The sequence below is a fragment of the Vibrio sp. YT-17 genome (genome assembly GCF_033337375.1).
In the GTDB taxonomy this organism is placed as follows: Bacteria; Pseudomonadota; Gammaproteobacteria; order Enterobacterales; family Vibrionaceae; genus Vibrio; species Vibrio alginolyticus.
The window spans coordinates 21,774-46,438 of record NZ_JAWOQP010000023.1 but is presented as its reverse complement, the minus strand read 5'-3'; the positions used below and the strand labels follow the sequence as shown (position 1 = coordinate 46,438).

The 24,665-nt window shown below is 44.9% G+C and carries 25 protein-coding genes; 2 read left to right on the top strand and 23 right to left on the bottom strand.

From position 1 onward, the window contains the following. Position 1: 1 nt before the first annotated feature. The 13 genes from rodZ to trmJ form a co-directional block, all read right to left on the bottom strand. Positions 2-952 carry a cytoskeleton protein RodZ gene (gene rodZ, locus R7F67_RS19345; RefSeq protein ID WP_005383707.1) on the bottom strand — a complete coding sequence of 317 codons (951 nt, stop codon included), beginning with the start codon at positions 950-952 and terminating at the stop codon, positions 2-4. A 435-nt stretch (positions 953-1,387) separates the two neighbouring features. Next, on the bottom strand, positions 1,388-2,515 hold the full coding sequence (locus R7F67_RS19340) for a bifunctional tRNA (adenosine(37)-C2)-methyltransferase TrmG/ribosomal RNA large subunit methyltransferase RlmN (RefSeq protein WP_017633913.1): 1,128 nt from the start codon (positions 2,513-2,515) through the stop codon (positions 1,388-1,390). A gap of 373 nt (positions 2,516-2,888) precedes the next feature. Further along, the gene (ndk, locus tag R7F67_RS19335; protein WP_017633914.1) at positions 2,889-3,314 is read right to left on the bottom strand and encodes a nucleoside-diphosphate kinase; all 426 of its coding nucleotides are present in this window, start codon (positions 3,312-3,314) and stop codon (positions 2,889-2,891) included. A 95-nt stretch (positions 3,315-3,409) separates the two neighbouring features. Continuing rightward, positions 3,410-4,708: an aminopeptidase PepB gene (gene pepB / locus R7F67_RS19330; RefSeq protein ID WP_054575091.1), complete on the bottom strand. Its 1,299-nt coding sequence runs from the start codon at positions 4,706-4,708 to the stop codon at positions 3,410-3,412. Between the two features lie 161 nt (positions 4,709-4,869). Further along, positions 4,870-5,064 carry a Fe-S cluster assembly protein IscX gene (gene iscX / locus R7F67_RS19325; protein WP_005381711.1) on the bottom strand — a complete coding sequence of 65 codons (195 nt, stop codon included), beginning with the start codon at positions 5,062-5,064 and terminating at the stop codon, positions 4,870-4,872. A 44-nt stretch (positions 5,065-5,108) separates the two neighbouring features. Further along, positions 5,109-5,447: an ISC system 2Fe-2S type ferredoxin gene (fdx, locus tag R7F67_RS19320; protein ID WP_005381713.1), complete on the bottom strand. Its 339-nt coding sequence runs from the start codon at positions 5,445-5,447 to the stop codon at positions 5,109-5,111. A 13-nt stretch (positions 5,448-5,460) separates the two neighbouring features. Next, positions 5,461-7,314, bottom strand: coding sequence for a Fe-S protein assembly chaperone HscA (gene hscA / locus R7F67_RS19315; protein ID WP_318057307.1), 1,854 nt, complete (start codon positions 7,312-7,314; stop codon positions 5,461-5,463). A gap of 21 nt (positions 7,315-7,335) precedes the next feature. Continuing rightward, a complete protein-coding gene (gene hscB / locus R7F67_RS19310; protein WP_033905803.1) occupies positions 7,336-7,851 on the bottom strand; it encodes a co-chaperone HscB in 516 nt (171 codons plus the stop codon). Between the two features lie 55 nt (positions 7,852-7,906). Continuing rightward, positions 7,907-8,230, bottom strand: coding sequence for an iron-sulfur cluster assembly protein IscA (gene iscA, locus R7F67_RS19305; protein ID WP_005381717.1), 324 nt, complete (start codon positions 8,228-8,230; stop codon positions 7,907-7,909). Positions 8,231-8,300: 70 nt separating this feature from the next. Next, positions 8,301-8,684 (bottom strand): Fe-S cluster assembly scaffold IscU, encoded by a 384-nt coding sequence (iscU, locus tag R7F67_RS19300; protein WP_005381718.1) that lies wholly within the window; start codon positions 8,682-8,684, stop codon positions 8,301-8,303. Positions 8,685-8,722: 38 nt separating this feature from the next. After that, positions 8,723-9,937: an IscS subfamily cysteine desulfurase gene (locus R7F67_RS19295; protein ID WP_005381719.1), complete on the bottom strand. Its 1,215-nt coding sequence runs from the start codon at positions 9,935-9,937 to the stop codon at positions 8,723-8,725. Positions 9,938-9,965: 28 nt separating this feature from the next. Beyond that, positions 9,966-10,472: a Fe-S cluster assembly transcriptional regulator IscR gene (gene iscR, locus R7F67_RS19290; RefSeq protein WP_005381720.1), complete on the bottom strand. Its 507-nt coding sequence runs from the start codon at positions 10,470-10,472 to the stop codon at positions 9,966-9,968. A 125-nt stretch (positions 10,473-10,597) separates the two neighbouring features. Continuing rightward, positions 10,598-11,317, bottom strand: a complete 720-nt coding sequence (gene trmJ / locus R7F67_RS19285) for a tRNA (cytosine(32)/uridine(32)-2'-O)-methyltransferase TrmJ (protein ID WP_017633919.1) — start codon at positions 11,315-11,317, stop codon at positions 10,598-10,600. Positions 11,318-11,548: 231 nt separating this feature from the next. Here trmJ and suhB point away from each other — a divergent pair, with 231 nt between their 5' ends. Continuing rightward, complete coding sequence (gene suhB, locus R7F67_RS19280; RefSeq protein WP_005381722.1) at positions 11,549-12,352, top strand: inositol-1-monophosphatase; 804 nt, start codon at positions 11,549-11,551, stop codon at positions 12,350-12,352. Between the two features lie 70 nt (positions 12,353-12,422). Here the strand turns inward: suhB and R7F67_RS19275 are convergent, their stop codons facing one another. The 8 genes from R7F67_RS19275 to R7F67_RS19240 form a co-directional block, all read right to left on the bottom strand. Continuing rightward, a complete protein-coding gene (locus R7F67_RS19275; RefSeq protein WP_017633920.1) occupies positions 12,423-12,734 on the bottom strand; it encodes a hypothetical protein in 312 nt (103 codons plus the stop codon). Between the two features lie 141 nt (positions 12,735-12,875). Continuing rightward, the gene (locus tag R7F67_RS19270) at positions 12,876-13,292 is read right to left on the bottom strand and encodes a hypothetical protein (RefSeq protein WP_017633921.1); all 417 of its coding nucleotides are present in this window, start codon (positions 13,290-13,292) and stop codon (positions 12,876-12,878) included. 164 nt (positions 13,293-13,456) lie between these two features. Then, on the bottom strand, positions 13,457-14,404 hold the full coding sequence (gene secF / locus R7F67_RS19265; RefSeq protein WP_005383689.1) for a protein translocase subunit SecF: 948 nt from the start codon (positions 14,402-14,404) through the stop codon (positions 13,457-13,459). 14 nt (positions 14,405-14,418) lie between these two features. Beyond that, complete coding sequence (gene secD, locus R7F67_RS19260) at positions 14,419-16,275, bottom strand: protein translocase subunit SecD (protein WP_005381724.1); 1,857 nt, start codon at positions 16,273-16,275, stop codon at positions 14,419-14,421. Positions 16,276-16,296: 21 nt separating this feature from the next. Further along, entirely contained in the window at positions 16,297-16,626 is a 330-nt protein-coding gene (gene yajC, locus R7F67_RS19255) for a preprotein translocase subunit YajC (protein WP_005381725.1), read from the bottom strand. Between the two features lie 177 nt (positions 16,627-16,803). Continuing rightward, entirely contained in the window at positions 16,804-17,940 is a 1,137-nt protein-coding gene (tgt, locus tag R7F67_RS19250) for a tRNA guanosine(34) transglycosylase Tgt (protein ID WP_005381727.1), read from the bottom strand. 147 nt (positions 17,941-18,087) lie between these two features. Next, positions 18,088-19,140 carry a tRNA preQ1(34) S-adenosylmethionine ribosyltransferase-isomerase QueA gene (queA, locus tag R7F67_RS19245; protein WP_025768859.1) on the bottom strand — a complete coding sequence of 351 codons (1,053 nt, stop codon included), beginning with the start codon at positions 19,138-19,140 and terminating at the stop codon, positions 18,088-18,090. A gap of 268 nt (positions 19,141-19,408) precedes the next feature. After that, positions 19,409-20,575, bottom strand: coding sequence for a trypsin-like serine protease (locus R7F67_RS19240; protein ID WP_318057306.1), 1,167 nt, complete (start codon positions 20,573-20,575; stop codon positions 19,409-19,411). Positions 20,576-20,887: 312 nt separating this feature from the next. Between R7F67_RS19240 and R7F67_RS19235 the strand changes: the two genes are divergently transcribed. Beyond that, a complete protein-coding gene (locus tag R7F67_RS19235; protein ID WP_017820562.1) occupies positions 20,888-21,337 on the top strand; it encodes a CBS domain-containing protein in 450 nt (149 codons plus the stop codon). A 123-nt stretch (positions 21,338-21,460) separates the two neighbouring features. On the opposite strand, the gene aceA is transcribed toward R7F67_RS19235, so the two are convergent. Together aceA and aceB are read right to left on the bottom strand one after the other, a co-directional pair. Beyond that, positions 21,461-22,774, bottom strand: a complete 1,314-nt coding sequence (gene aceA, locus R7F67_RS19230; RefSeq protein ID WP_005381733.1) for an isocitrate lyase — start codon at positions 22,772-22,774, stop codon at positions 21,461-21,463. 120 nt (positions 22,775-22,894) lie between these two features. Next, the gene (aceB, locus tag R7F67_RS19225) at positions 22,895-24,523 is read right to left on the bottom strand and encodes a malate synthase A (RefSeq protein WP_017820561.1); all 1,629 of its coding nucleotides are present in this window, start codon (positions 24,521-24,523) and stop codon (positions 22,895-22,897) included. Positions 24,524-24,665 lie beyond the last annotated feature (142 nt).

The following is a 24,665-nucleotide window of genomic DNA, read 5'->3' as shown; positions in this document are numbered from 1 at the left end:
TTTATAACGGTAGAGTGAATCTAGCTACTTTGCCTGAAGTATACCCAGAAAGGTCGACAGGTTCACTTGCAAATGTCATTGTAACCCCTTCCGGTGCGCCCAATATCACTTTAAATGGCGCTTTTCCGGTAAGTTCTACATCTTGTCCTGGCTTATGAGTACCACTTACCAGCGTTTTACCATTGGTGTCTTTTACTTGAATCCAACAGTCCGCTTTAAACTTCATAGTAAGAAGTGTCATGCCTTCAGGTACTACTGGCGCAGGCTGTTCCTCTTCCGCCGCTTCAATCACGGCAACAGGTTCTTCAGAATCTACGCTTGTTGTATTTTCAGTTTCAGTCAGCAAAGGATCCGCCCCTTGCTCAACGGGTGCTTCAGTCAATTCAGCAACACCTTCATTAGTTGAAGCAACTTCTTCAGGAGTGCTTGCGATTAACTCTTCAGCCGTCATCAAATCGATATCAGCTAATTCTTGAGCAGTGGGCTGCGGCGCTTCAACACTTGAATCCGTTACTTCCTTAGTTAGGCTATTCTCTTGTTGGTTTTGCCACCACCATGCAGCTGAAATGCCAATAATGACTAGCCCGATAACCCAAGTAAGGAGCATAATACGGCTATTGTGCTTCTCGTCTTTTGTTTTACGAGAGAAGCTTTGCATTTCAATTTCTTGCTCTTGAGGCTGAGCATCGGCAGTCTGCTCTAACGCCGTCAAAACCACCTTCTCATCAAGACCTACGAATTTAGCGTAAGAGCGTAAGTAACCACGCGTAAATGTCGCGACTTGTTGAGATTCAAATCGGTTATTTTCAATATCTTCAATCACAGAAATGCGAAGCCTCAGGCGGTCGGCAACTTGCTTTTGGCTCATTCCCAAGGATTCACGTTTGTTTTTCAGTAATGTGCCAGCTTCAATAGAGAGTGGCACTTCATTCGTATTTTCGTGTTCTGTCATAATGGCGGTATTTAATCTGTTTTAGTGGCTAACGTGGTCATGTATTTTCGTTATTGTTCTTAAGCCTCTTTAAAGATAGCTAGCCAAAACGCGTTAACCAAAAATAATAATTTTAAGAAACTCTCAGCGATCTGAGTGCGAATACCCGTTTTGCAAAAATCAGCAAAACGTATGTGAGAAAGTGCTGAGAATTATCGGTGTCATCGTTAGTGTTACATATCATGATAAGCGAATGCGCAACGAAGACAAAAACTCTTTACACTCAAACTAACAGATAGCTCAAGCTTTTGTCCAAACTTTGACAAAGGAATTCGAAATTATACCCAAATAACCTTAGGTTGAAGAGTGATAGTCCCAAATCTTGGCGAAAATGTCCTAAACAATAAACAAAATAGCCAGAGCGAATGGCTCTGGCTATTTTTGAATTCCGGTCGTTTATACAGCTTTCACTTCAATGGTATCGGCACCGCGTGACGCTTTCAGCATTGCCGTACGTTTAGTTCGGTCAATTACATCACCGACCAACTGACCACATGCGGCATCAATGTCATCACCACGTGTTTTACGAACCGTAACTGTGTGCTCGTATTGCATCAATGTTTTTTGGAAGCGATCAATACGTGAGTTACTTGGTTTCTTGTAAGGTGAACCTGGGTACGGGTTAAACGGAATCAAGTTAATCTTACATGGTGTGTCTTTCATCAATTCAGCCAGTTCACGAGCATGGTCCATGTCATCGTTCACATGATCAAGCAACACGTACTCGACTGTTACCTTGCCACGGTTTGCATTCGATGAAGCAATGTAACGACGAACGGATGCTAGGAAATCTTGAATATCCCAACGATCGTTAATTGGCATGATTTCACTACGCAGCTTATCGTTTGGCGCATGAAGAGAGATCGCTAACGCAACGTCGATTTTGCCCGTCATCTGATCAAGACCAGAAACGACACCTGATGTTGATACGGTTACGCGACGCTTCGACAAACCAAAGCCAAGGTCATCCAGCATTAACTCCAATGCAGGAATCAAGTTCTTCATATTAAGAAGCGGCTCACCCATGCCCATCATCACGACGTTCGTAATTGGGCGACGGCCTGTTTCTTTCTCAAGACCAATTTCACGTGCAGCACGCCACACCTGACCGATGATCTCTGAAACTTTCAAGTTACGGTTAAAGCCCTGCTGTGCTGTTGAGCAGAACTTACATTCCAATGCACAACCTACTTGAGAAGATACACAAAGCGTTGCGCGATCATCTTCTGGAATGTAAACCGTTTCTACATCCTGATCACCAACCTTCATTGCCCACTTGATCGTGCCGTCTGAAGAATGCTGAGCTTCTGCTACAGTTGGTGCTTTAATTTCACACTTGTGTAAAAGCTTTTCGCGCAGCTTCTTGTTGATGTTTGTCATTTTTTCGAAGTCATCTACACCGAAATGGTAGATCCACTTCATAACCTGATCGGCACGAAACGCTTTCTCGCCAAGTTCTTCCGCGAAAAACTGACGCATGCCTTTGCGATCAAAGTCGAGTAGATTGATTTTTTCAGTGGTCATGTTGCCTCTCAATGACTGAAACAAGAATAAGGGCGCGAATTGTACAGCCTTTATGCAGCTACAACAAGGGGTGTAAGACCCTGAGTTTGCTAAGGCATTAAAATAAAAACGATTAAATTTTAATCAGACTTTACGGTGAGAATAATGATTAGACAACCGACAACAAAAGCGTAGAAGTGGTACAGAGAAAACAGTGAGAACAAACACACGTAACTAAGCTTTCACCCCTGTAAGATGCTCAGATTAGCCAACATCTTCGCGAATAATTACGAATGAACTCGCAGGTGAAATGGAGAACGCGGAATAAAAAACCTCGGACAATTCCGAGGTTATTACGAACTAGATCATCACGCAAAAGTGATGCATGAACGAGTTAGCGAGTGAAAACTTCTGATTCAGGGAAGAAAAACTCAATTTCACGAGCGGCAGACTCAGGGCTATCTGAACCATGAACTGAATTGTGACGCATGCTGAGTGCGTAATCAGCACGCAAAGTGCCACATGCCGCGTCCTCTGGGTTGGTTTTACCCATTAGCTCGCGGTAACGTGCAATCGCATTTTCGCCTTCCAATACCTGAACCATAATAGGACCAGATGTCATGAACTCTTTTAGAGGAGGGAAAAACTCTTTACCTTCATGCTCTGCATAAAAGCCGCTTGCCTGATCTTCTGTCAGGTGAACCATTTTGGCAGCGATGATACGTAGGCCAGCCTTTTCAATACGATTGTAGATTTCACCAATTAGGTTTCGCTCTACAGCATCAGGCTTAATGATTGAAAATGTTCTTTCTAGAGCCATAAAATTTCCTTTCTGTACTTGTAATAATAGTTGTGCTTTTAAAGTGACTTACTGGGTAAGAGCAGCACTCAAACAAGAGAGTGCTGCAATCAATCTTATTTTCCAGCTTGCTCATTGAGGAAACGAGCAAGTGTACGAACACCCATACCCGTTGCTCCCGCAGCCCATTTATCAGAAGCGGCTTTACGATACGTACCCGCACAGTCGAAATGTAACCAGCCTTTTTTGTAGTCCTCAACGAAGTAAGACAAGAATGCAGCTGCAGTACTTGCACCCGGAGAATAATCACCAGAGCTGATATTCGATAAATCGGCAAAATTAGATGGCAGCATTTCTCGATGGAAATCAGCAAGTGGTAGCGGCCACAAGCCTTCTTTTTCCTGGTTTGCCGCCGTAAGCGCTTGATGCGATAGCTCATCATCAAAGCTCATTAGCGCATGGTAATCGTTACCTAACGCATTCTTCGCTGCGCCTGTTAGCGTCGCGCAGTCAATAATTAACTCAGGCTTTTGCTCACTAGCGTAGATAAGACCGTCTGCAAGCACCAAGCGACCTTCCGCGTCGGTATTCATAATCTCAACGGTTTTGCCGTTTTTGTAAGTGATGATGTCGCCAAGCTTAAGGGCACGGCCAGAAACCATGTTCTCAGCACAACACAAGATCAGTTTTACGCGCTTGTTCAAACCGCGTAAGATAGCTAACCCTAGGCCGCCAGTGATAGTACCCGAGCCACCCATATCTGCTTTCATTGCACTCATGAAGTTAGAAGGCTTCAAGCTGTAACCACCGGAATCAAAGGTGATGCCTTTACCCACAAGACATGCGAATACAGGTGCGTTTTCGTCACCAGTTGGGTTGTAGTCTAACTGAAGCATCGCAGAAGTACGCTCAGAACCACGGCCTACTGCGTAAATACCTTCCCAACCTTCTGCCAACAAGTCTTTGTCTTTGACGATACGTGCTGTCACCGTGCCTTTCGGCGCAACAGATTTGATGAATTCAGCAGCCATTGTCGCTAGCTGACGAGGAGCAACTTCTTCTGCCGTTTTGTTGATAATATCGCGGGTAAAATCAGTCGAAGTAATACGAGCTTGAAGCTCTGCTTGATCTTCATCAGACAATGCTGCCCACTCAACTGAGCCATGTTTTTTAGGGTTACGGAACCCTTGGTGGAAAGCCCATACGCTCTCTAGATCCCAGTTATCACCAGAAAGAAAAATAGAACGAATTCCTTGGCCATCTAGCTGACGAGCTGCACGTTGAATTGCGCCGAGATCATGACCTTGACCTAAGTGAATAGTTGCGCCGTTTTCAGCGAATGAAAGCAGTGCTTTTTCACCCCAATGTGGTGCTGCCGACTCTTGACTTAAAAATACAGACATCTGTGTAGACATGGTTTCTCCTTGTCTTATAGCAGCGTTGCCTACGCTGCTTCTTTTTAATAACTCACGGATGTTAGCATTATGTAGGGCAAAAATGTCAATTGGATAAAAAAACGGACCTAAAGGTCCGCTTTTTTTAGTAAGAATTGTTAACTAGGCTGTGTTTTACAGACTTAGTCTGCTTCGTCCATCCAGCACATGATAACGGCTTCTAGAATCTTTTCATTAGAACGGTTTGGCTCATCGTCAAACTCATCTAACTCCATGATCCATTGATGAAGATCGGTAAAACGCACTGTTTTTGGATCGACATCTGGAAACTTGTCACAAAGTTCAATCGCGATATCGCGAGAATCTGTCCATTTCATTGCTCATCTTCCTTTTGCTTCTTCCCTATATTGGGAAGATAGTTTTAGTGATCTTCTGAAGCGTGGTTTAGTGTGTATTTAGGAATTTCTACCACCAAGTCTTCATCAGCAATTCTCGCCTGACACCCTAGGCGTGACTCAGGCTCTAGACCCCACGCTTTATCTAGCATGTCGTCTTCTAGTTCTTCACTTTCTTCTAGTGAATCAAAACCTTCACGGATGATTACGTGGCAGGTAGTACACGCACATGACTTCTCACACGCATGTTCAATACCGATACCGTTTTTTAGCGCTACGTCTAGAACGGTGTCACCAGAGTTTGCTTCCAACACTGCACCTTCTGGGCACAAATCGTCGTGTGGTAATACAATAATCTTAGGCATAACTACTTATCTCTTATATATCGTCTACTGATTGACCTGACAACGCAGCTCGAATCGATTTATCCATACGGCGTGATGCGAAATCTTGGCTCGCTTTATCGGTATCTTTAATGCCTTGCTCTATCGCATCTGCATCATCACCATTACGCAGCTCAATCAAGGCTTCGATGGCTTTAATCAAGTTTTGTTTCTCTTGTTCTGATAGTAAGTCATCACCATCAGCTTGCATCGCTGCAATCAAACCTTCTATCACTCGGTCGGCTTCAACACGCTGCTCAGCTAAGGCACGAGCTTGCATGTCTTCTTTTGCGTGCGTCATTGAATCACGCAACATATCCGCCACTTCATTGTCACTTAAGCCGTAAGAAGGTTTTACTTGAATCTCTGATTGAACACCAGTGCTCTTCTCCATTGCCGTAACAGAAAGAAGGCCATCAGCGTCAACTTGGTAAGTCACGCGAATATGTGCCGCACCCGCTGCCATCGGAGGAATACCTTTTAACGAGAAGCGAGCAAGTGAACGACAGTCATCAACCATTTCACGTTCACCTTGTACCACATGAACACTCATCGCCGTTTGGCCATCTTTGAATGTGGTAAATTCTTGCGCACGCGCAACGGGAATCGTAGTGTTGCGGGGGATGATCTTCTCGACCAAACCACCCATGGTTTCAATACCGAGCGACAGTGGAATCACATCAAGAAGCAACATTTCAGAGTCAGGCTTGTTACCCGCGAGAATGTCTGCTTGGATACCCGCGCCGATTGCAACAACTTCATCAGGGTTAATGCTTGTCAGGGGTGTGCGACCAAAAAACTCGCCTACCATTTCACGAACCAGCAATGTACGGGTTGAGCCACCAACCATGACGACCTCGAGTACTTCATCTGCGTCGACATCCGCATCTTTCAGCGCACGGCGGCAAGACATCAGGGTTTTCTTCACTAGCGGACGAATCAGATCTTCGAACTGCTCGCGAGTCACGGTGCCTTTCCAACCAAAAACGTCAACGTCAACACTGTCTTGCTCAGAGAAAGCAATCTTAGCTTCAGTAGCAATGTTCAACAGTGTACGGTTCTTTTCTGCAGAGAGCGGCGCTTCTAGACCCGCTTGCTCCATTAAATAATCGGCAAATAGATGGTCGAAGTCGTCACCGCCTAATGCAGAGTCGCCACCTGTTGCTAATACTTCAAATACGCCTTTCGATAAACGTAGGATAGAGATATCAAAAGTACCGCCACCTAGATCGTAAACCGCAATCACACCTTCTTGACCAGAGTCTAGGCCATAAGCAATTGCCGCAGCGGTTGGTTCATTAAGTAGACGGAGAACATGAAGACCAGCTAATTTCGCCGCATCTTTTGTACCTGCACGTTGCGCGTCATCAAAGTAAGCAGGAACGGTAATAACGACACCTGCTAACTCACCACCTAACGTATCTTCAGCTCGCTTACCCAATACTTTTAGGATGTCCGCAGATACTTCAATCGGGTTTTTGTCACCTTGAGGTGTTTGCAGAATTGGCAGGCCGTTTTCACTCTCTTTAAAACGATAAGGAAGTGAAGAGTAACGGGACTGAATGTCCTTTAATGAACGACCGACCAAACGTTTTACAGAGATAATCGTGTTCTCTGGTTCAAACTCTGCTTTGGCTTTGGCTTCGTGGCCGACCGTTAACGTTTCCTCAGCGTAATTAACGACTGAAGGTAAAATAGTACGGCCCAGCTCGTCCGCAAGTGGAGTTGCATCGCCGCTACGTACAGAAGCAACCAAAGAGTTGGTAGTACCTAAGTCGATACCCGCTGCTAACTTATGCTCATGAGGTGCCGAGCTTTGGCCCGGTTCTGCGATTTGAAGTAGTGCCATGATAGGTCCTTGTCACGCTTACTAGCCGAGGAGTTTGTCTTCGACTAGCTCAATTTCGTTCTTTAGTTTGGCAATGAATTTTAGCTTACGAACTCGGTCTGCGGCTTCAGCCCATAGACCATCATCAAGCTCTTGCTCGACGCTTGCCAGATGCTGTTTGTACATTTTGCTGACCTTAGAGTCGAAGTCAAAAAGCGCCGATTCAGGATCGGACTTGTCAGCAATCTCTTCCAGTTCTTCGCGCAGTTCCATTTGCTCCATTAAGAACATCGGATCTTGCATTGTTTGCTGTTCACCTCGGATCTCAACACCTTGCTCTGCGAGGATATACTCGGCGCGAGAAATAGGATTTTTCAGAACTTGATAGGCATCGTTGATTTGCGCCGCCTTTTGCACCGCCATCAAACGGTCACGTTCTGAGCCCGTTGCAAAGTTATCCGGGTGGAAGCGTTTTTGTAGTTCTCGGAACTGAGAAGAAAGAAGGCTACCATCCAGCTTAAACTGACTTGGTAGCCCAAATAATTCAAAGTGATTCATTAAGTTCGGGTCCTAGTAAAGCCTTCCGGACTCGTTTGCCCAGAAGGACAATCAATTAGACGTTGAAGCTTTCACCACAACCACATTCACTTTTCGCGTTAGGGTTGTTGAATTCAAAACCTTCATTCAACCCTTCTTTCACGTAATCCAATTCAGTACCATCTAGGTACACTAAGCTCTTTTGATCGATGATAATTTTCACTCCAGAGAGTTCAAATACTTCGTCTTCTTCATTGAGCTCATCAACAAACTCAAGTACGTATGCCATGCCGGAACAACCAGTCGTCTTCACTCCAAGACGTAAACCGATACCTTTGCCTCGGTTATCTAGGAATGCTCTTACGCGACTTGCCGCTGATTCTGTCATTGTGATGGCCATACTGCACCTTAGTCTGTCTAAATTTCGATTGGAATGGGAGCGTCAAAGCTCCCATTATATTACGGAATAATTATTCTTGGTGTTTTTTCTTGTAGTCAGCAACCGCTGCTTTGATTGCATCTTCAGCAAGAATAGAACAGTGAACTTTCACTGGTGGAAGCTCTAGCTCTTCAGCAATCTCAGAGTTTTTAATTGCTGCCGCTTCATCAACTGACTTACCTTTTACCCACTCAGTTACTAGTGAGCTTGATGCGATTGCACTACCACAACCGTATGTTTTGAACTTCGCATCTTCGATGATACCTTCAGGTGTCACTTTGATTTGAAGCTTCATTACGTCACCACACGCAGGAGCGCCAACCATGCCGCTACCTACTGATGGATCTTCTTTATCGAATGAACCAACGTTACGTGGGTTCTCGTAGTGATCAATTACTTTTTCGCTGTATGCCATGATAAATTACCTCGAATCCTCTATTTCAATCCCTGAGATTAATGGTGAGCCCATTCAACAGTGCTCAAATCAATCCCTTCTTTGTACATATCCCATAGAGGAGACATGTCGCGTAGCTTAGTCACTGCAACGCGGATTTGTTCAATTGCGTAATCAATTTCTTCTTCAGTCGTGAAACGACCAAACGAGAAACGAACCGAGCTGTGAGCCAATTCGTCATCCATGCCTAGGGCACGAAGAACGTAAGAAGGCTCAAGGCTTGCAGACGTACAAGCACTACCAGAAGATACCGCTAGATCTTTAAGCGACATTAGTAGTGATTCACCTTCTACGAATGCGAAACTGATGTTTAGGTTGTGTGGTACACGCTGCTCAAAGTCACCGTTTACCGTCACTGCTTCTAAGTCTTTCACGCCATCAAAAAGACGGTTACGAAGCGCTAAAGCATGATCGTAATCTTTTTGCATGTCTTCTTTTGCAATGCGGAATGCTTCACCCATACCTACGATTTGGTGAGTAGGTAGTGTACCAGAGCGGAAACCACGCTCATGACCGCCACCGTGCATCTGCGCTTCAAGACGAATACGAGGCTTACGACGTACGTAAAGTGCACCGATACCTTTAGGGCCGTATACTTTGTGAGCAGAAAGTGAAATTAGATCAACTTTCATCTCTTGAACGTCGATTGGTAATTTACCTGCAGATTGCGCAGCGTCCACGTGGAAAACAATTTTACGCTCACGGCACAGTTCGCCGATCGCTGTAATGTCTTGAACCACACCAATCTCGTTGTTTACATGCATAATAGACACAAGCACGGTGTCATCACGCATGGCTGCTCTAAGCTTCTCTAGATCGATCAAGCCATTTGATTCTGGCTCAAGGTAAGTCACTTCAAAGCCTTCACGCTCAAGTTGACGACATGGGTCAAGAACGGCTTTGTGCTCTGTTTTACAAGTGATTACGTGCTTGCCTTTCTTCGAGTAAAAGTGCGCTGCACCTTTAATCGCAAGGTTGTCTGATTCTGTCGCACCAGATGTAAATACGATTTCGCGAGGATCTGCATTTAGAAGGTCAGCAATTTGCTCACGAGCAGTATCGACCGCTTCTTCTGCCTGCCAGCCGTAACGGTGCGAACGTGACGCTGGGTTGCCAAATGTGCCATCCATTGTCATGTACTGAACCATTTTTTCAGCAACACGTGGATCAACTGGACATGTAGCGGAATAATCAAGATAAATCGGCAGTTTCATTCTCTACTCCAATGTAAAAAGCTGACCGCTAAGAGCGGACGTTTACACCGATGGGCGCGGCGGTTGTATTTTTGTTTGATAGCCCATGGGTTACCGCCAGATCAATGTCCTGACGATCAGAAATTTCGAGTACTTCATTGTCTGTCATCAACTCACCAAGAGTGATGTTATTCAAAAAGTCACTAATGCGAGAGCTTAGGTCACGCCACAGCGTGTGAGTAAGGCAACGTGTTCCACCTTGGCAATCTCCTTTACCTTGGCATTTGGTTGCATCTACTGACTCATCAACGGCAGCAATCACGGTACCAATAGCGATACTGTGAGCGTCGGCACCAAGTCGGTAACCACCACCAGGACCACGAACGCTGGCAACGAGACCTGCTTTACGCAATTTTGAAAATAGCTGCTCTAAGTAAGAGAGCGAGATCCCTTGACGCTCTGAAATATCAGCCAGAGGTACAGGGTTTTGTTGCGAATGCAGTGCCACATCCAGCATGGCTGTCACCGCATATCTTCCTTTAGATGTAAGTTTCATACCACACCGTATCCACATGGTTTGTAATGGTTAAGATTTTTCCATACCTGAGTAATTTGGTCAAGTATTTATTTGACCATTTTACTCAGGTATTCATCCTCACATCTAAAGTGGTTATTATTCACTCAGAACTTCTTTTCTATCGAAGTCAAAACGCCTCGTAGAATATTAAGTTCTTGGGTTTCTGGTCGAGCACGAGAGAACAAACGGCGCAACTTATTCATCACCTGTCCAGGTTGCTCTTTGTTAATAAACTGGGTCTCAACCATCACCTTTTCAAGATGCTCGAAGAACAATTCGAGTTCTCGATGACGCGGGTATTCTTCCGATTCATTTGGGGAAAACTGGCTTTGCTCTAAGTTCAAGTGTGCAACTCGCACTTCGTAACTGAGAGTTTGTACAGCCATCGCTAGGTTAAGCGAGCTGTACTCAGGATTAGCGGGAATACAAACATGGTAGTGGCACTTTTGTAGCTCTTCGTTTGTCAAACCAGTTCTTTCTCGGCCAAACACGAGCGCAACCGGATGCTTTCGGCCTTCAACTGCAAATTTCTCACCGCATTCACGTGGCTCGAGCATTGGCCATTCTAATGTACGAGAGCGGGCGCTAGAACCCACAACAAGGCCACAATCTTCAACCGCTTCTTCTAATGTGCCGACAATCTTTGCATTTTGAGCAATATCACCAGCACCCGCAGCTAAAGCAAGAGTTTGTTCATCCACTTCACATTGTGGATCGACTAATACTAGTTGGTTTAAACCCATCACTTTCATTGCTCGAGCTGCTGAGCCAATATTGCCTGAATGAGAGGTACCTACGAGTACAATTTTTACTTGATCCAACATCTGTGTTTGCTACCTAAATTAAAACCGCAGAATGTTATCATAGTTTTTTAAGACACCCTAGAGGCAAGCAGACCTCTCTTCTCATTCTTGGTTATTGTTCTCGTCCGCAGTATGATCTGTACACTCAGTCGGCCGCAATTAGAGTAAAAAATAACCACTTCCCTTTTTGATTATCTCTGGTATACTCGCCGCCGCTTTCATTTGTTCTTTAACATCCGTTGGGAAATTCGTATGCATCCAATGCTAAACATTGCTATTCGCGCTGCGCGAAAGGCAGGCAATCATATTGCTAAATCATTAGAAAACACTGATAAAGTAGAATCTACTCTTAAAGGCACTAATGACTTTGTCACTAACGTAGACAAAGAAGCAGAATACATCATCATCGATACTATCAAGCAGTCTTACCCTGAGCACTGTATCGTTGCTGAAGAACAAGGTCTTATCGAAGGTAAAGATAAAGACGTACAATGGATCATCGACCCACTGGATGGCACCACTAACTTTGTAAAAGGTTACCCAACTTTCGCGGTTTCTATCGCTGTTCGTATTAAGGGCAAAACTGAAGTTGCTTGTGTTTACGATCCAATGCAAAACGAGCTATTCACTGCACAACGCGGTGCCGGCGCTCAACTAAACAGTGCACGTATTCGTGTTGCTCAACTAAAAGACCTTCAAGGTACTGTTCTAGCAACAGGCTTCCCATTCAAGCAGAAACAACACGCTGAGTCTTACATCAAGATCGTTGGTGCGCTATTCACTGAATGTGCTGATTTCCGTCGTAGCGGCTCTGCTGCTCTTGACCTTTGTTACGTGGCTGCTGGCCGTGTTGATGGTTACTTCGAGCTAGGCCTAAAACCTTGGGATATGGCAGCAGGTGAGCTTATTGCTCGTGAAGCTGGCGCAATCCTAACAGACTTTGCTGGCGGCACTGACTACATGAAGTCTGGTAACATCGTTGCTTCAAGCGCTCGTGGCGTAAAATCTATCCTTAAGCACATCCGCGAAAACGGTAACAGCGCGATCCTTAAGTAAGATTTGAAAGTCATATATAGCCCGTCACGCTGATGACTTTAGAAAGCCCCGCTCATTGAGCGGGGCTTTTTTATTTCGAACAATCAGCCTGTTTGTAGAAACGGTCGTAGTCAGATAAGTGGTCTATTTTTACGTGCTTAACCTTCCATATTTGTTCCTTCATTAAAAACTGCAGCGAAACCGTGACTGGCTGGTATACATCACCAAAGCCGTTTACAGAAAGACATCCAACTCCTCCATCCTCACTGTACTCTTCAAAGTAAGACAGCTCTGTAACCAAACTTGATGGGATAGATGATAAAAATGGAAATTGATGACCAAATTTTATTGGGTGAGACTTAATACTGTTCAGCTCTTCAATCGATAGATTTGGTCCTGCCATAGCTTCTACCACCTCTATATACTGCATCTTGTATAAATTATTACGTATATCAAGGTAAGTATCGTGGAGTGGACTTGCGATGCAGGGCGTTGAAACACTTAGTAAAACCGGAATAGGTAGAATTCTATTTAGCATAACCAACTAAACCCCAGCTTCACGGAGCGCTTGATCAATTTTACTCGGCTTAAATCTGTACTTACAAAGCCCCCACTCGCACTGCTCTAAAAGCTCACGGACATTTACCTGCCCAGTAACTCCAAAGGAAACAACACCAAAAAGAGAAACACTCCCACTGTATGTCAAAACACCATCACGAGTAGTTTTAAAAGTAACAGAAACGGCTTTTAATTTTATGCCCAGCTCTTCAACCATTTCTTTTGAAACTTCAAACTTAGTAAATCCAAGCTCACCAGATAAAGTTACTTTACCTGACTCATCAACTGCTAACTTGAACCTTTTCCCTCCAGTAACTAGCTTGGTGGTAACACCTTTATTGTGCTTGTAAGAAATCTCTACAAACTTCAGTAACTGTACTTTTATTTCAGCTTGCCTTGACATTATTTCCTCCCGAAATTGTTGAACATACTTCCGATATTCAACTCAATCAAAAAACTACAATTCAAGCTGGAAGTACCTCAAAAAAAAATGAAACTTTCAAATCTATCAGGCATAAAAAAACCGCTGATTGTTCAGCGGTTTTTGTTTTCGGTTCTCAATCTGCCTTATGGCATTTCGTCGAACTCTGCACCCTCTTTTTCTACTTGAGGTGGCATCAAGTGCTCTTTCTGGATACCCAGTTTTAGAGCCAGTGCTGATGCTACGTAGATAGAAGAGTAAGTACCTACAGTGATACCGAGTAAAAGTGCGGTTGCAAAGCCGTGAATCATAGCACCACCCTGCATGAACAGTGCAATTACCACGAACAACGTCGTACCAGATGTAATCAATGTACGGCTCAACGTTTGAGTGATTGAGGCGTCCATAATGTCTGAAGGTTCACCCTTACGCATCTTACGGAAGTTTTCACGAATCCGGTCAAATACAACGATGGTATCGTTGAGTGAGTAGCCCACAACCGTCAGTAGCGCAGCTACGATAGTCAGGTCAACTTCAATTTGTAGAAACGAGAAGACACCTAGCGTGATAATTATATCGTGAGCCAATGCCATTACCGCACCAGCCGCTAGACGCCATTCAAATCGCATCGATACATAAAGCAGAATACAGATCAGCGATACCAAGATCGCTAGACCACCAGCTTCTGTTAGCTCATCACCAACGTTGGGACCTACGAACTCAATACGACGCATTTCTACGCTTTCGCCAGTACCATCTTTGATAGCACCAATGATTTGGTTACCTAGCGTTTCACCAGAAACGTCATCACGTGGACGAAGACGAACCATGACTTCACGAGCACTACCGAAGTTTTGTACTGTCGCATCGCCAAAGCCTTTTGAATCTAGTGCTGCACGAATCTCTTCAAGGTTTGCTGGCTGTTCAAAACCGACCTCGATAAGAGTACCGCCAGTGAAATCTAGACCCCAATTAAGCCACTTGGTTGACAAAGTGAAGATAGAAGCAGCAATCATTATAATTGAAAAAACGAATGCTACTTTCGACCAACGCATAAAGCCGATCGTCTTCTCTGCTTTTAGAATTTGAAACATATTAATTCCCAGCCTTAGATCGACAATTTATCAACGCGTTTGCCACCGTAGATCAGGTTCACGATACAACGTGTACCAATAATGGCGGTGAACATTGAAGTTAAGATACCGATAGATAGAGTAACTGCGAAACCTTTCACCGCACCTGTACCGACCGCAAATAGAATGATTGCAGTAATTAGTGTTGTGATGTTCGCATCAGCAATCGTGCTGAATGCATTCGCGTAACCTTGGTGAATCGCTTGTTGTGGACTACGTCCATCACGAATTTCTTCACGGATACGCTCGAAGATCAGTACGTTCGCATCAACTGCCATACCGACTGTTAACACGATACCGGCTATCCCCGGAAGCGTCATGGTAGCGCCTGGAATCATCGACATAACACCAATGATAAGCACTAAGTTTGCCATTAGAGCAATGTTTGCAATCAAACCAAAGCCGCGGTAGTAAAGCAGCGTAAATAGCATTACGGCAACCATACCCCAGATACATGCTTGGATACCCATATCGATGTTTTGCTGGCCCATTGATGGACCAATGGTACGTTCTTCAACGATAGAGATAGGTGCAATCAGTGCACCAGCACGTAGTAAAAGTGCTAGGTTGTGTGCTTCTGCAGCAGAGTCGATACCTGTGATACGGAAGTTACGACCAAGAGCCGATTGAATCGTTGCTTGGTTGATGACTTCTTCATGCTTATCCAGAATAACTTTGCCTTCAGGCGTACGACGGCCACTGTCTTTGTATTCTGCAAACACGGTAGCCATTAGCTTACCAATGTTCTTCTTAGAGAACGCAGACATCTTATTACCACCTTCGCTGTCTAGCGAGATGTTAACTTGTGGACGACCATATTCATCAACACTTGAGCTTGCATCTGTGATGCTTTGACCGCCAAGAATAACGCGCTTCTTAAGCACAACTGGGCGACCATCACGGTCCATCTTGATTTCACTACCTGCTGGCGCACGACCATTTGCCGCTGCCGATAGGTCAGCTTTATCATCAACTTCACGGAATTCAAGCGTTGCCGTAGCTCCGAGAATTTCTTTTGCACGAGCAGTGTCTTGAACACCAGGCAGTTCAACTACAATGCGACTAGCACCTTGACGTTGAACCAATGGTTCCGCAACACCTAGTTCGTTGACACGATTACGTAAAATCGTAATGTTTTGCTCAACAGCATAGTTACGGATCTCTTGTAAACGTTGCTCAGTAAAGGTTGCAGTAAGAGCGTAACGGCCATTTGAATCAGAATCGACAAAAATCATGTCCGGGTGATTCTTTTCTAGCGTTGCTTTCGCTTCTGCTAATTGCTCTTCGTTACGCAACAACACTTCTACCGCTTCTTTTCCAGAAGGGCGGATTGCACGGTAACGAATCTTGGCGTCACGAAGTTCGCTACGGAAAGCTTCTTCTTGTTGACCAACAAGCTTTTCCATCGCTGCATCCATATCCACTTCCATTAAGAAGTGAACACCACCGCGAAGGTCAAGACCTAGCTTCAATGGTGACGCGCCAATCGCTTCTAGCCAATCGGGTGTAGAAGGTGCAAGGTTAAGTGCAACAATTGTGTCTTTGCCTAGCGCTTCGCTGATGACATCACGAGCACTGATTTGTGTGTCAGTGTCGTTAAAACGAACAAGAATTGATCCATCTTCGAGAGCAATGGATTTATGAGAAAGTTGCTCTTTGTTAAGAGCAGTAGTGACAGCATCCAGCGTTGACATATCTACAGAGGCGCCACGCGCCCCTGTAACTTGAATAGCCGGATCTTCACCGTAGATATTTGGAAGTGCGTATAACGCAGCGGTGATGATGGCAAAAAGCACCATCAAGTACTTCCATAATGGATAACGGTTTAGCACAGCGAGGATCCTTTAGCTGTTTTATAGAGACTTAAGCGTACCTTTTGGTAGCACTGCAGTGATGAAGTCTTTCTTGATTACTACTTCATTGTTCGCGTTAAGCTCAATTGAAATGTAGTCATTGTCTTCAGCAATCTTAGTGATTTTACCCACTAGGCCACCGCTAGTTAAAACTTCGTCGCCTTTGCCCATAGAAGCCATTAGGTTTTTGTGTTCTTTTACGCGTTTCGCTTGTGGGCGGTAAATCATGAAGTAAAAGATCACTGCGAACATGCCAAGCATGATTAGCATTTCAAAACCACCGCCTGCTGGCGCGCCTTCTGCTGCTGCGTGAGCCTGAGAAATAAACATTAAAACATCCTCATTATATTTTATTGATAATCAAACAAATTGGGCTTTCGCATTTTAGATTCAAGTCTGAGAGTAACTAATAGAGATCGCTCTCTCAAAAATAACGTGCGTTAGCCTACTTTATTAGCAAAAGCCTCTGGCGACATGCCAAAGGCTTTAATTCTTTTAGTTTTTCAATTACTGCTCTTTTGCTAGTGGTGGCACTTCACGGCCACGACGCTCATAGAACTCAGTAACAAATTCATCGAAGCGATCTTCATCAATTGCTTTACGAATGCTTTCCATCAGACGCTGGTAGTAACGCAGGTTATGGATTGTATTCAAGCGAGCGCCTAAGATTTCATTACAACGCTCTAAATGGTGAAGGTACGACTTGCTGTAGTTTTGACAAGTGTAACAGTCACAATGCGGATCCAATGGTGTTGTATCCGTTTTATGTTTCGCATTACGGATCTTGATCACACCACCAGTCACAAATAAGTGACCATTACGTGCGTTACGCGTTGGCATTACACAGTCAAACATGTCGATACCACGACGAACACCTTCAACCAAGTCTTCTGGCTTACCTACGCCCATCAAGTAGCGAGGTTTGTCTTCAGGAAGTTGAGGACAAGTATGCTCAAGAATACGGTGCATGTCTTCTTTAGGCTCACCTACTGCCAAACCACCAACCGCGTAACCGTCAAAACCGATTTCCGTTAGACCTTTTACCGACACATCACGTAAATCTTCGTAAACACCACCTTGGACAATACCAAATAGGTTGTTCGGGTTTTCTAGCTTCTCGAAGTGGTCACGTGAACGCTGTGCCCAGCGTAATGACATTTCCATCGATTTCTTCGCTTCATCGTGTGTCGCTGGGTAAGGCGTACACTCGTCAAAAATCATAACGATGTCAGAGCCCAGGTCTTTTTGAATTTCCATCGACTTTTCTGCGTCCATGAAAATCTTGTCACCGTTTACTGGGTTACGAAAGTGAACACCCTCTTCAGTGATCGTACGCATCTTACCAAGGCTGAATACTTGGAAGCCGCCTGAATCAGTAAGAATAGGACCGTGCCAGTTCATAAAATCGTGCAGGTCACCGTGCATTTTCATCACTTCTTGACCAGGACGTAGCCACAGGTGGAACGTATTACCTAGCAGAATTTCTGCACCAGTACCTTTTACTTCTTCTGGTGTCATACCTTTAACGGTACCGTAAGTACCTACTGGCATGAACGCAGGAGTTTGAACAGTGCCGCGTTCGAAAGTCAGTTGACCACGACGTGCATTGCCGTTTTTCTTCTTAAGATCGAATTTTAATTTCACGATGCCTCCGGGTGTCAGAGAAACAGTCTGACTGAGTGTTTAGGGCTCTACCCTACTTTAAGGAGCGGTCGCTTTTCCTTGCGAGAGACAAAGCAATGGATGCTTTATTTCCTAGCTTACTGCTAGCACTCGTAAATCTATTTTTAACTACGCCGTTTTCTTCTTGATGAACATTGAATCGCCATACGAGAAGAAACGGTATTTGTTTTCCACCGCATGTTTGTAAGCATTCATGGTGTTCTCGTATCCAGCAAATGCACTCACCAACATGATCAGTGTTGATTCAGGCAAGTGGAAGTTTGTGATCAAGCAATCCACTAGCTGATATTCGTAACCAGGGAAAATAAAGATTTCAGTATCGCCAAAGAATGGGGCCAGCTCAGTCCCTTTTTGCAATGCGTCTTGCGCTGCACTTTCAAGTGAACGCACAGATGTGGTACCAACAGCAATAATTCGTCCGCCACGCGCTTTCGTCGCTTTAATTGCGTCGACGACTTCTTGTGGTACTTCTACGTACTCGGCATGCATGTGGTGATCGTTGATATTTTCCACTTTTACTGGCTGGAATGTACCCGCCCCAACGTGCAAAGTAACGTAAGCAAACTCTGCACCTTTCGCTTTGATTTTCTCCAAGAGAACATCATCAAAGTGAAGGCCCGCCGTCGGTGCCGCAACCGCACCTGGCTTTTGATTATATACCGTTTGGTAACGCTCTTTATCTGCATCTTCGTCTGGACGGTCGATGTAAGGAGGAAGCGGCATATGGCCGATTTCTTCCAGAATTTCTAGTACCGTCTTATCAGAACTAAATTTCAGTTCAAATAAAGCATCATGGCGTGCAACCATTTCTGCTGAATATTCATCATTCTCGCCAACAATAATGGTTGTACCTGGTTTTGGTGATTTAGAGCAACGAACGTGCGCGAGGATGCTTTTCTCATCCAACATGCGCTCCACTAGCACTTCTAATTTACCGCCCGATTCCTTGCGGCCAAAAAGACGAGCAGGAATAACACGTGTATTATTAAACACCACTAAGTCACCGGGTTGAACTTGGCCCAATACATCAGTAAATGTGCCATCAATGAGCTCTCCGGTATTGCCGTCCATTTGCAGCAGTCGGCTAGCGGTACGCTCTGGTTGAGGGTAGCGAGCGATGAGTTCATCTGGAAGGTCGAAATGGAAATCTGATACTTGCATGTTACTTGTCTTATCTATTGGTCAAATCACGTCTAGGCGACGATAAAATTGCGACGAGTTTTTCGCAGCAGACTAGTATATGTTTACATGCTGCAATAGCAAGCAAATCACCAGAATATAGCAGTAAAAGCCATGGTGAAGAGTGTAATAAAACGTGAAAAGCCTCGATTACTTGGCACTATTTTTAATTTGAGCCCAAAAGAGAGAACATGAAAAAAGCAAAGCAGCGTATACCGCTGCTTATTAGTTTGGCATTCCAATCGCCCTATCAAACCTCACGCTTTCGCCACAAGAATAACGGCACGAATAAACCCAATAACCAAAACCCTAGACTGCCACCTTCATCATCTGAGCCTTTGAAATCACAGTTATTGGTCGCAATGCCATCGTGACACTCTTTATTGTCACCACTTTCATTGTTAGCACTTTTGATAAAATTCGGCGCAATGATGTAACGACTTGGTGGCGCATCGGCAGTGATGTAAGACTGTACCCAGTCGTAATAGTGGCTCACCTTGGTGTAGAAACTTGGGATCGTCAAAGAGCCACACGTTGGTAGAATAAGGGGGCCGCCACTAACAATACCAATTTGTTTGCCGGTCGCCACATCGACCAACGGGCCACCACTGTCACCTTTACATGCAGAGTTGCCATATTGAGTATGGCTATCTGGCTCCAATACATGGTTTTGTGTTGGTAGCGTACAAATTTTGGTTTGGTTGTCTCTTGAATCAATGATCCCCGGAAAACTGCTGCCAATTTCTAAACGCTCATAACATTTGTCGATGGGTAAAAATGTGCTAATGGTGGTTTTGAGCGTATTAGAAGGTTCAGAAGCATCCGGCTGAGTAGTCCCCCATCCAAACACTTGCACATTTTCGACACGTTGATTGGTCAGGTAATTATCATTCCAATCCGCCACCAAACGTGCTTCGATACTCTCCATGGCAACTTTACTCGCTAGGTCAGCAAAGCTCGCGTTTGCCACTGGGCGCGTGAGATACAGCAACGCGATGTCTGAATCTAAACCGGTTTGGATAGGTTTCACGTTGCCATTACTGTCGGTCTCAGCTTTTGAAATCCGAGTGTAATCCGGATGAACCACAACGTGAGACACCGGATAGAAGTTATCAAGCCCTGCAGAATTAAGTTCATACACATTCGCATTCACCGACAGCTCACCCGGCGGGGTCACATAGTAGGTTGCTTCATTGGTTCCTTGTCCCATCACCACACAGTGCGCCGCAGTCAGTACCCATTGCTCTGTCAGCATCGTTCCACCACACAGCGGAAACTCTGCCATATTACTTGCTCGCAAAGTAACGCGGTCAACAGGATCGGTTTGTTCATCTCCTAACACAATCGCCTGTGTTGATGGCACACTGAATGCCGCCACTGCCAGCGCAATAAGTTTGTTACACGTTGTTCGTTTCATCTAGGTTGCTGTCTTCAATTTGGTAAGCCTGGACGTATCTTCTTCGAGAGAAGAATCTTGGAAAATCCAGCGAATAAAAATGTGCGATTCAATTCATTGGATTACCTTGGGAACACATTCAATATCAACTAAAAATGCCAACTGACTCGCACACAAACCGACTTATTCAAATTAATAAAAACACCAATAAAACACAGATTACGCAGCCCATCAGCATTGTGCTATTTAATTGATGAAAAACGAGTTAGCTCCCAGATATACAGAAAAATATTCTCTATATTTAAGAGAAGGACAATGCCGCTGGAGGTCTCTATGATCAAGGTTGAAGACATGATGACTCGTAATCCTCATACCTTACTGCGCACGCACACCTTGCGTGATGCAAAAAGCATGATGGATGCGCTTGATATTCGACACATTCCGGTTGTTGATGCCAATAACCACTTACAAGGCTTGGTGACTCAACGCGACATTCTTGCTGCTCAAGAATCGAGCTTGCACCCAGATGAGGCTGAACAATCTTTTACTTTAGACACACCGCTCTACGAAATGATGCACACCAACATCATGACGGCAGAGCCTATCGCGGGGCTCAAAGAGAGCGCTATCTATATGCAAAAGCATAAAGTTGGCTGTCTACCTGTTGTCACCAAAGGTCGATTGGTCGGCATTATTACTGATAGTGACTTCGTGACGATTGCGATTAACTTATTGGAACTACAAGAAGAAGTGGAACCTGAAGAAATCGAGCAGGAAGAGTAGTACGCAAGCGTATTCTCTTTGTTGTAAGTTTCGTTTTTACACCGGTTAAACGAAAAAAGAGCGGCAGGGTTGCCGCTCAAAATGCCATTACTGACGCTGATTAAGGAAGTGTTTCTCTGCCAATTAGAATTGGTCTTCTTCGGTCGAACCTGTCAATGCTGTCACTGAAGAGTTACCACCTTGGATAGTATTGGTCATTCTATCGAAGTAACCTGTACCTACTTCTTGTTGGTGCGCAACAAACGTATAGCCTTTTTCAGCTGCTTGGAATTCAGGACGCTGAACTTTCTCAACATAATGACGCATACCTTCACCTTGAGCGTAAGCGTGTGCCAGTTCAAACATGTTGAACCACATGTTGTGAATGCCTGCTAGCGTGATGAATTGGTACTTGTAGCCCATGTCTGCAAGCTCTTGTTGGAACTTAGCAATGGTTTCTGCATCTAGGTTTTTCTCCCAGTTGAATGAAGGCGAGCAGTTGTACGCCAACAATTGATCTGGGTATTCAGCGTGAATTGCTTCTGCAAACTTACGTGCTTCTTCCAAACATGGCGTAGCCGTTTCACACCAAATCAAGTCTGCATATGGTGCGTAAGCCAGACCGCGAGAGATAGCTTGGTCGATACCCGCGCGAACGCGGTAGAAACCTTCTTGAGTACGCTCACCTTCAATAAAGTCTTTATCATATGGGTCGCAATCTGAAGTAATGAGATCCGCCGCATTCGCATCAGTACGAGCAATAACTAATGTTGTTGTTCCCGCTACGTCAGCAGCCAAACGAGCTGCAACGAGCTTTTGTACCGCTTCTTGCGTAGGAACTAATACCTTACCCCCCATATGACCACACTTTTTCACCGATGCTAACTGGTCTTCAAAGTGAACGCCCGCGGCACCGGCTTCGATCATCGATTTCATTAGTTCGTAAGCGTTAAGCACACCACCAAAGCCCGCTTCAGCATCCGCTACGATAGGTAGGAAGTAATCAATACCACCTTCATCTTCAGGCGTCTTACCAGCAGCCCACTGAATTTGGTCTGCACGACGGAATGAGTTGTTGATACGCTTTACTACTGACGGTACAGAATCTACTGGGTAAAGAGATTGGTCTGGATACATCGTCGAAGCGGTGTTGTTATCCGCCGCTACCTGCCAGCCTGACAGATAGATCGCTTCAATACCTGCCTTAGCTTGTTGAACGGCTTGACCACCCGTTAGCGCACCAAGACAGTTTACGTAACCTTTTTTCGCACTACCGTTGACCAGTGACCAAAGTTTGTCTGCACCACGTTGTGCAATTGTGTTTGCAGGCACCATAGAGCCACGCAGTTCCACCACTTCCTCGGCAGTGTAAGTACGCTTCACATTTTTCCAGCGTGGGTTAGTTGCCCAGTCTTTTTCCAGAGCTTCAATTTGTTGGCGGCGAGTTAAGTTAGTCATTGGTCTATCCCTCTTTATAATTTGCACTTTATGCGTGTGCGTTGAGTTTCCGTTCTCAGGCAGTACTTCCCTATCTGCCTTGAAAATCCTTCACGTTATTGGTGTTACAGTTATTCTTTATTAATCCAGGTAGTCATAACCAGGAACTGTCAAAAAGTTGGTCAGTTCATCGCTCGTCGTGAGCCTTGCCATTAAGTCTGCTGCTTCTTCAAATCGACCCGCATGGTAGCGCTGCTCGCCAATTTCTTGCTTCACGACTTCAATCTCCTCTTTGAGATAGAGCTCGAACAGCTCTTTAGTGACCTTTAATCCGTTGTCTAGCGACTTGCCGTGTTGAATCCATTGCCAGATAGAGGCGCGTGAGATTTCTGCCGTTGCTGCGTCTTCCATCAGTCCGTAAATCGGCACACAACCATTGCCAGAAATCCAAGCTTCGATGTATTGCAGCGCAACGCGAATATTGTGGCGCATTCCGCCTTCAGTGCGCTCGCCTTCACAAGGCTCAAGCAGTTCAGCTGCTGTAATAGGCGCATCCTCTGCACGGCTCACATCCAACTGGTTGGTGCGTTCACCCAGCACAGCACTAAAGACTTCCATAGCAGTGTCAGCCAAACCTGGATGAGCCACCCAAGTACCGTCGTGGCCGTTGTTAGCTTCTAACGATTTGTCAGTCTGGATCTTGTCTAATACTTTTTGATTCTCTTTCGGGTCTTTAGCTGGGATAAATGCGGCCATTCCTCCCATCGCGAAAGCACCTCGTTTATGGCAAGTACGTACCAATAATCGCGAGTAAGCGTTTAAGAATGGCTTGTCCATCGTTACCACTTGGCGATCTGGCAGTACTCGGTCTGAGTGTTTTTTCAATGTTTTGATGTAGCTAAAGATGTAATCCCAGCGACCACAGTTCAAACCAACGATGTGTTCTTTAAGCGAGAACAGAATCTCGTCCATTTCAAATACCGCTGGTAAGGTTTCAATCAGCACAGTCGCTTTGATCGTGCCTGTATCCAAACCGAAATAGTCTTCCGTGAAATGGAACACTTCGCTCCACCACTTCGCTTCGTGATGCGATTGCAGTTTTGGAAGGTAGAAATAAGGGCCGCTGCCTTTTTGAAGTAACGCTTTGTAGTTGTTATAGAAATACAGAGCGAAATCGAATAGCGCACCTGGAATGATCTGACCGTGCCACGTAACGTGTTTTTCTTTTAAATGAAGGCCGCGAACACGGCAGATCAACACCGCTGGGTCATCTTCCAGCTGATAATGTTTGCCATTGCCAGGATTGGTGTAACTGATGGTGCCATTAACAGCATCGCGCAAGTTAATTTGACCATCTAGCACTTTACTCCATGCAGGAGACATTGAATCTTCGAAGTCTGCCATGAACACTTTTACATTCGCATTCAGTGCGTTAATCACCATCTTGCGGTCAGTTGGTCCGGTAATCTCCACACGGCGATCTTGCAGATCTTGTGGGATTCCTAGGATCTTCCAACTTCCTTCACGGATGTCTTGTGTCTCTGGTAGAAAATCTGGTAGCTCACCAGCATCAATACGTGCTTGCTTCTCTTCTCTTGCTTCCAGCAACTGTTCAACACGTCCGGCAAATTTTTCACACAGTAGAGATAAAAAGGTTTGGGCTTCAACAGGGAAAATTGCTTGATGTTCTGGAGCAACGACTCCATTCACCTCAAGCATGCCTTGGGTTTGCTTTAGTTGTTGTGTTTTTTGTTCTGTCTGAGCAAGCATAATCATTCATCCTTAACGTGCTTTATCAATCTTGGGCAGTCAGCGTAAAGCTACATTTGTAAGTTATGAACAACAAATTACATCCTTTAACTTTGTGTTCAACTCGTCTAGCCATGCCGATAGATTGCGTAATGCTACGTGT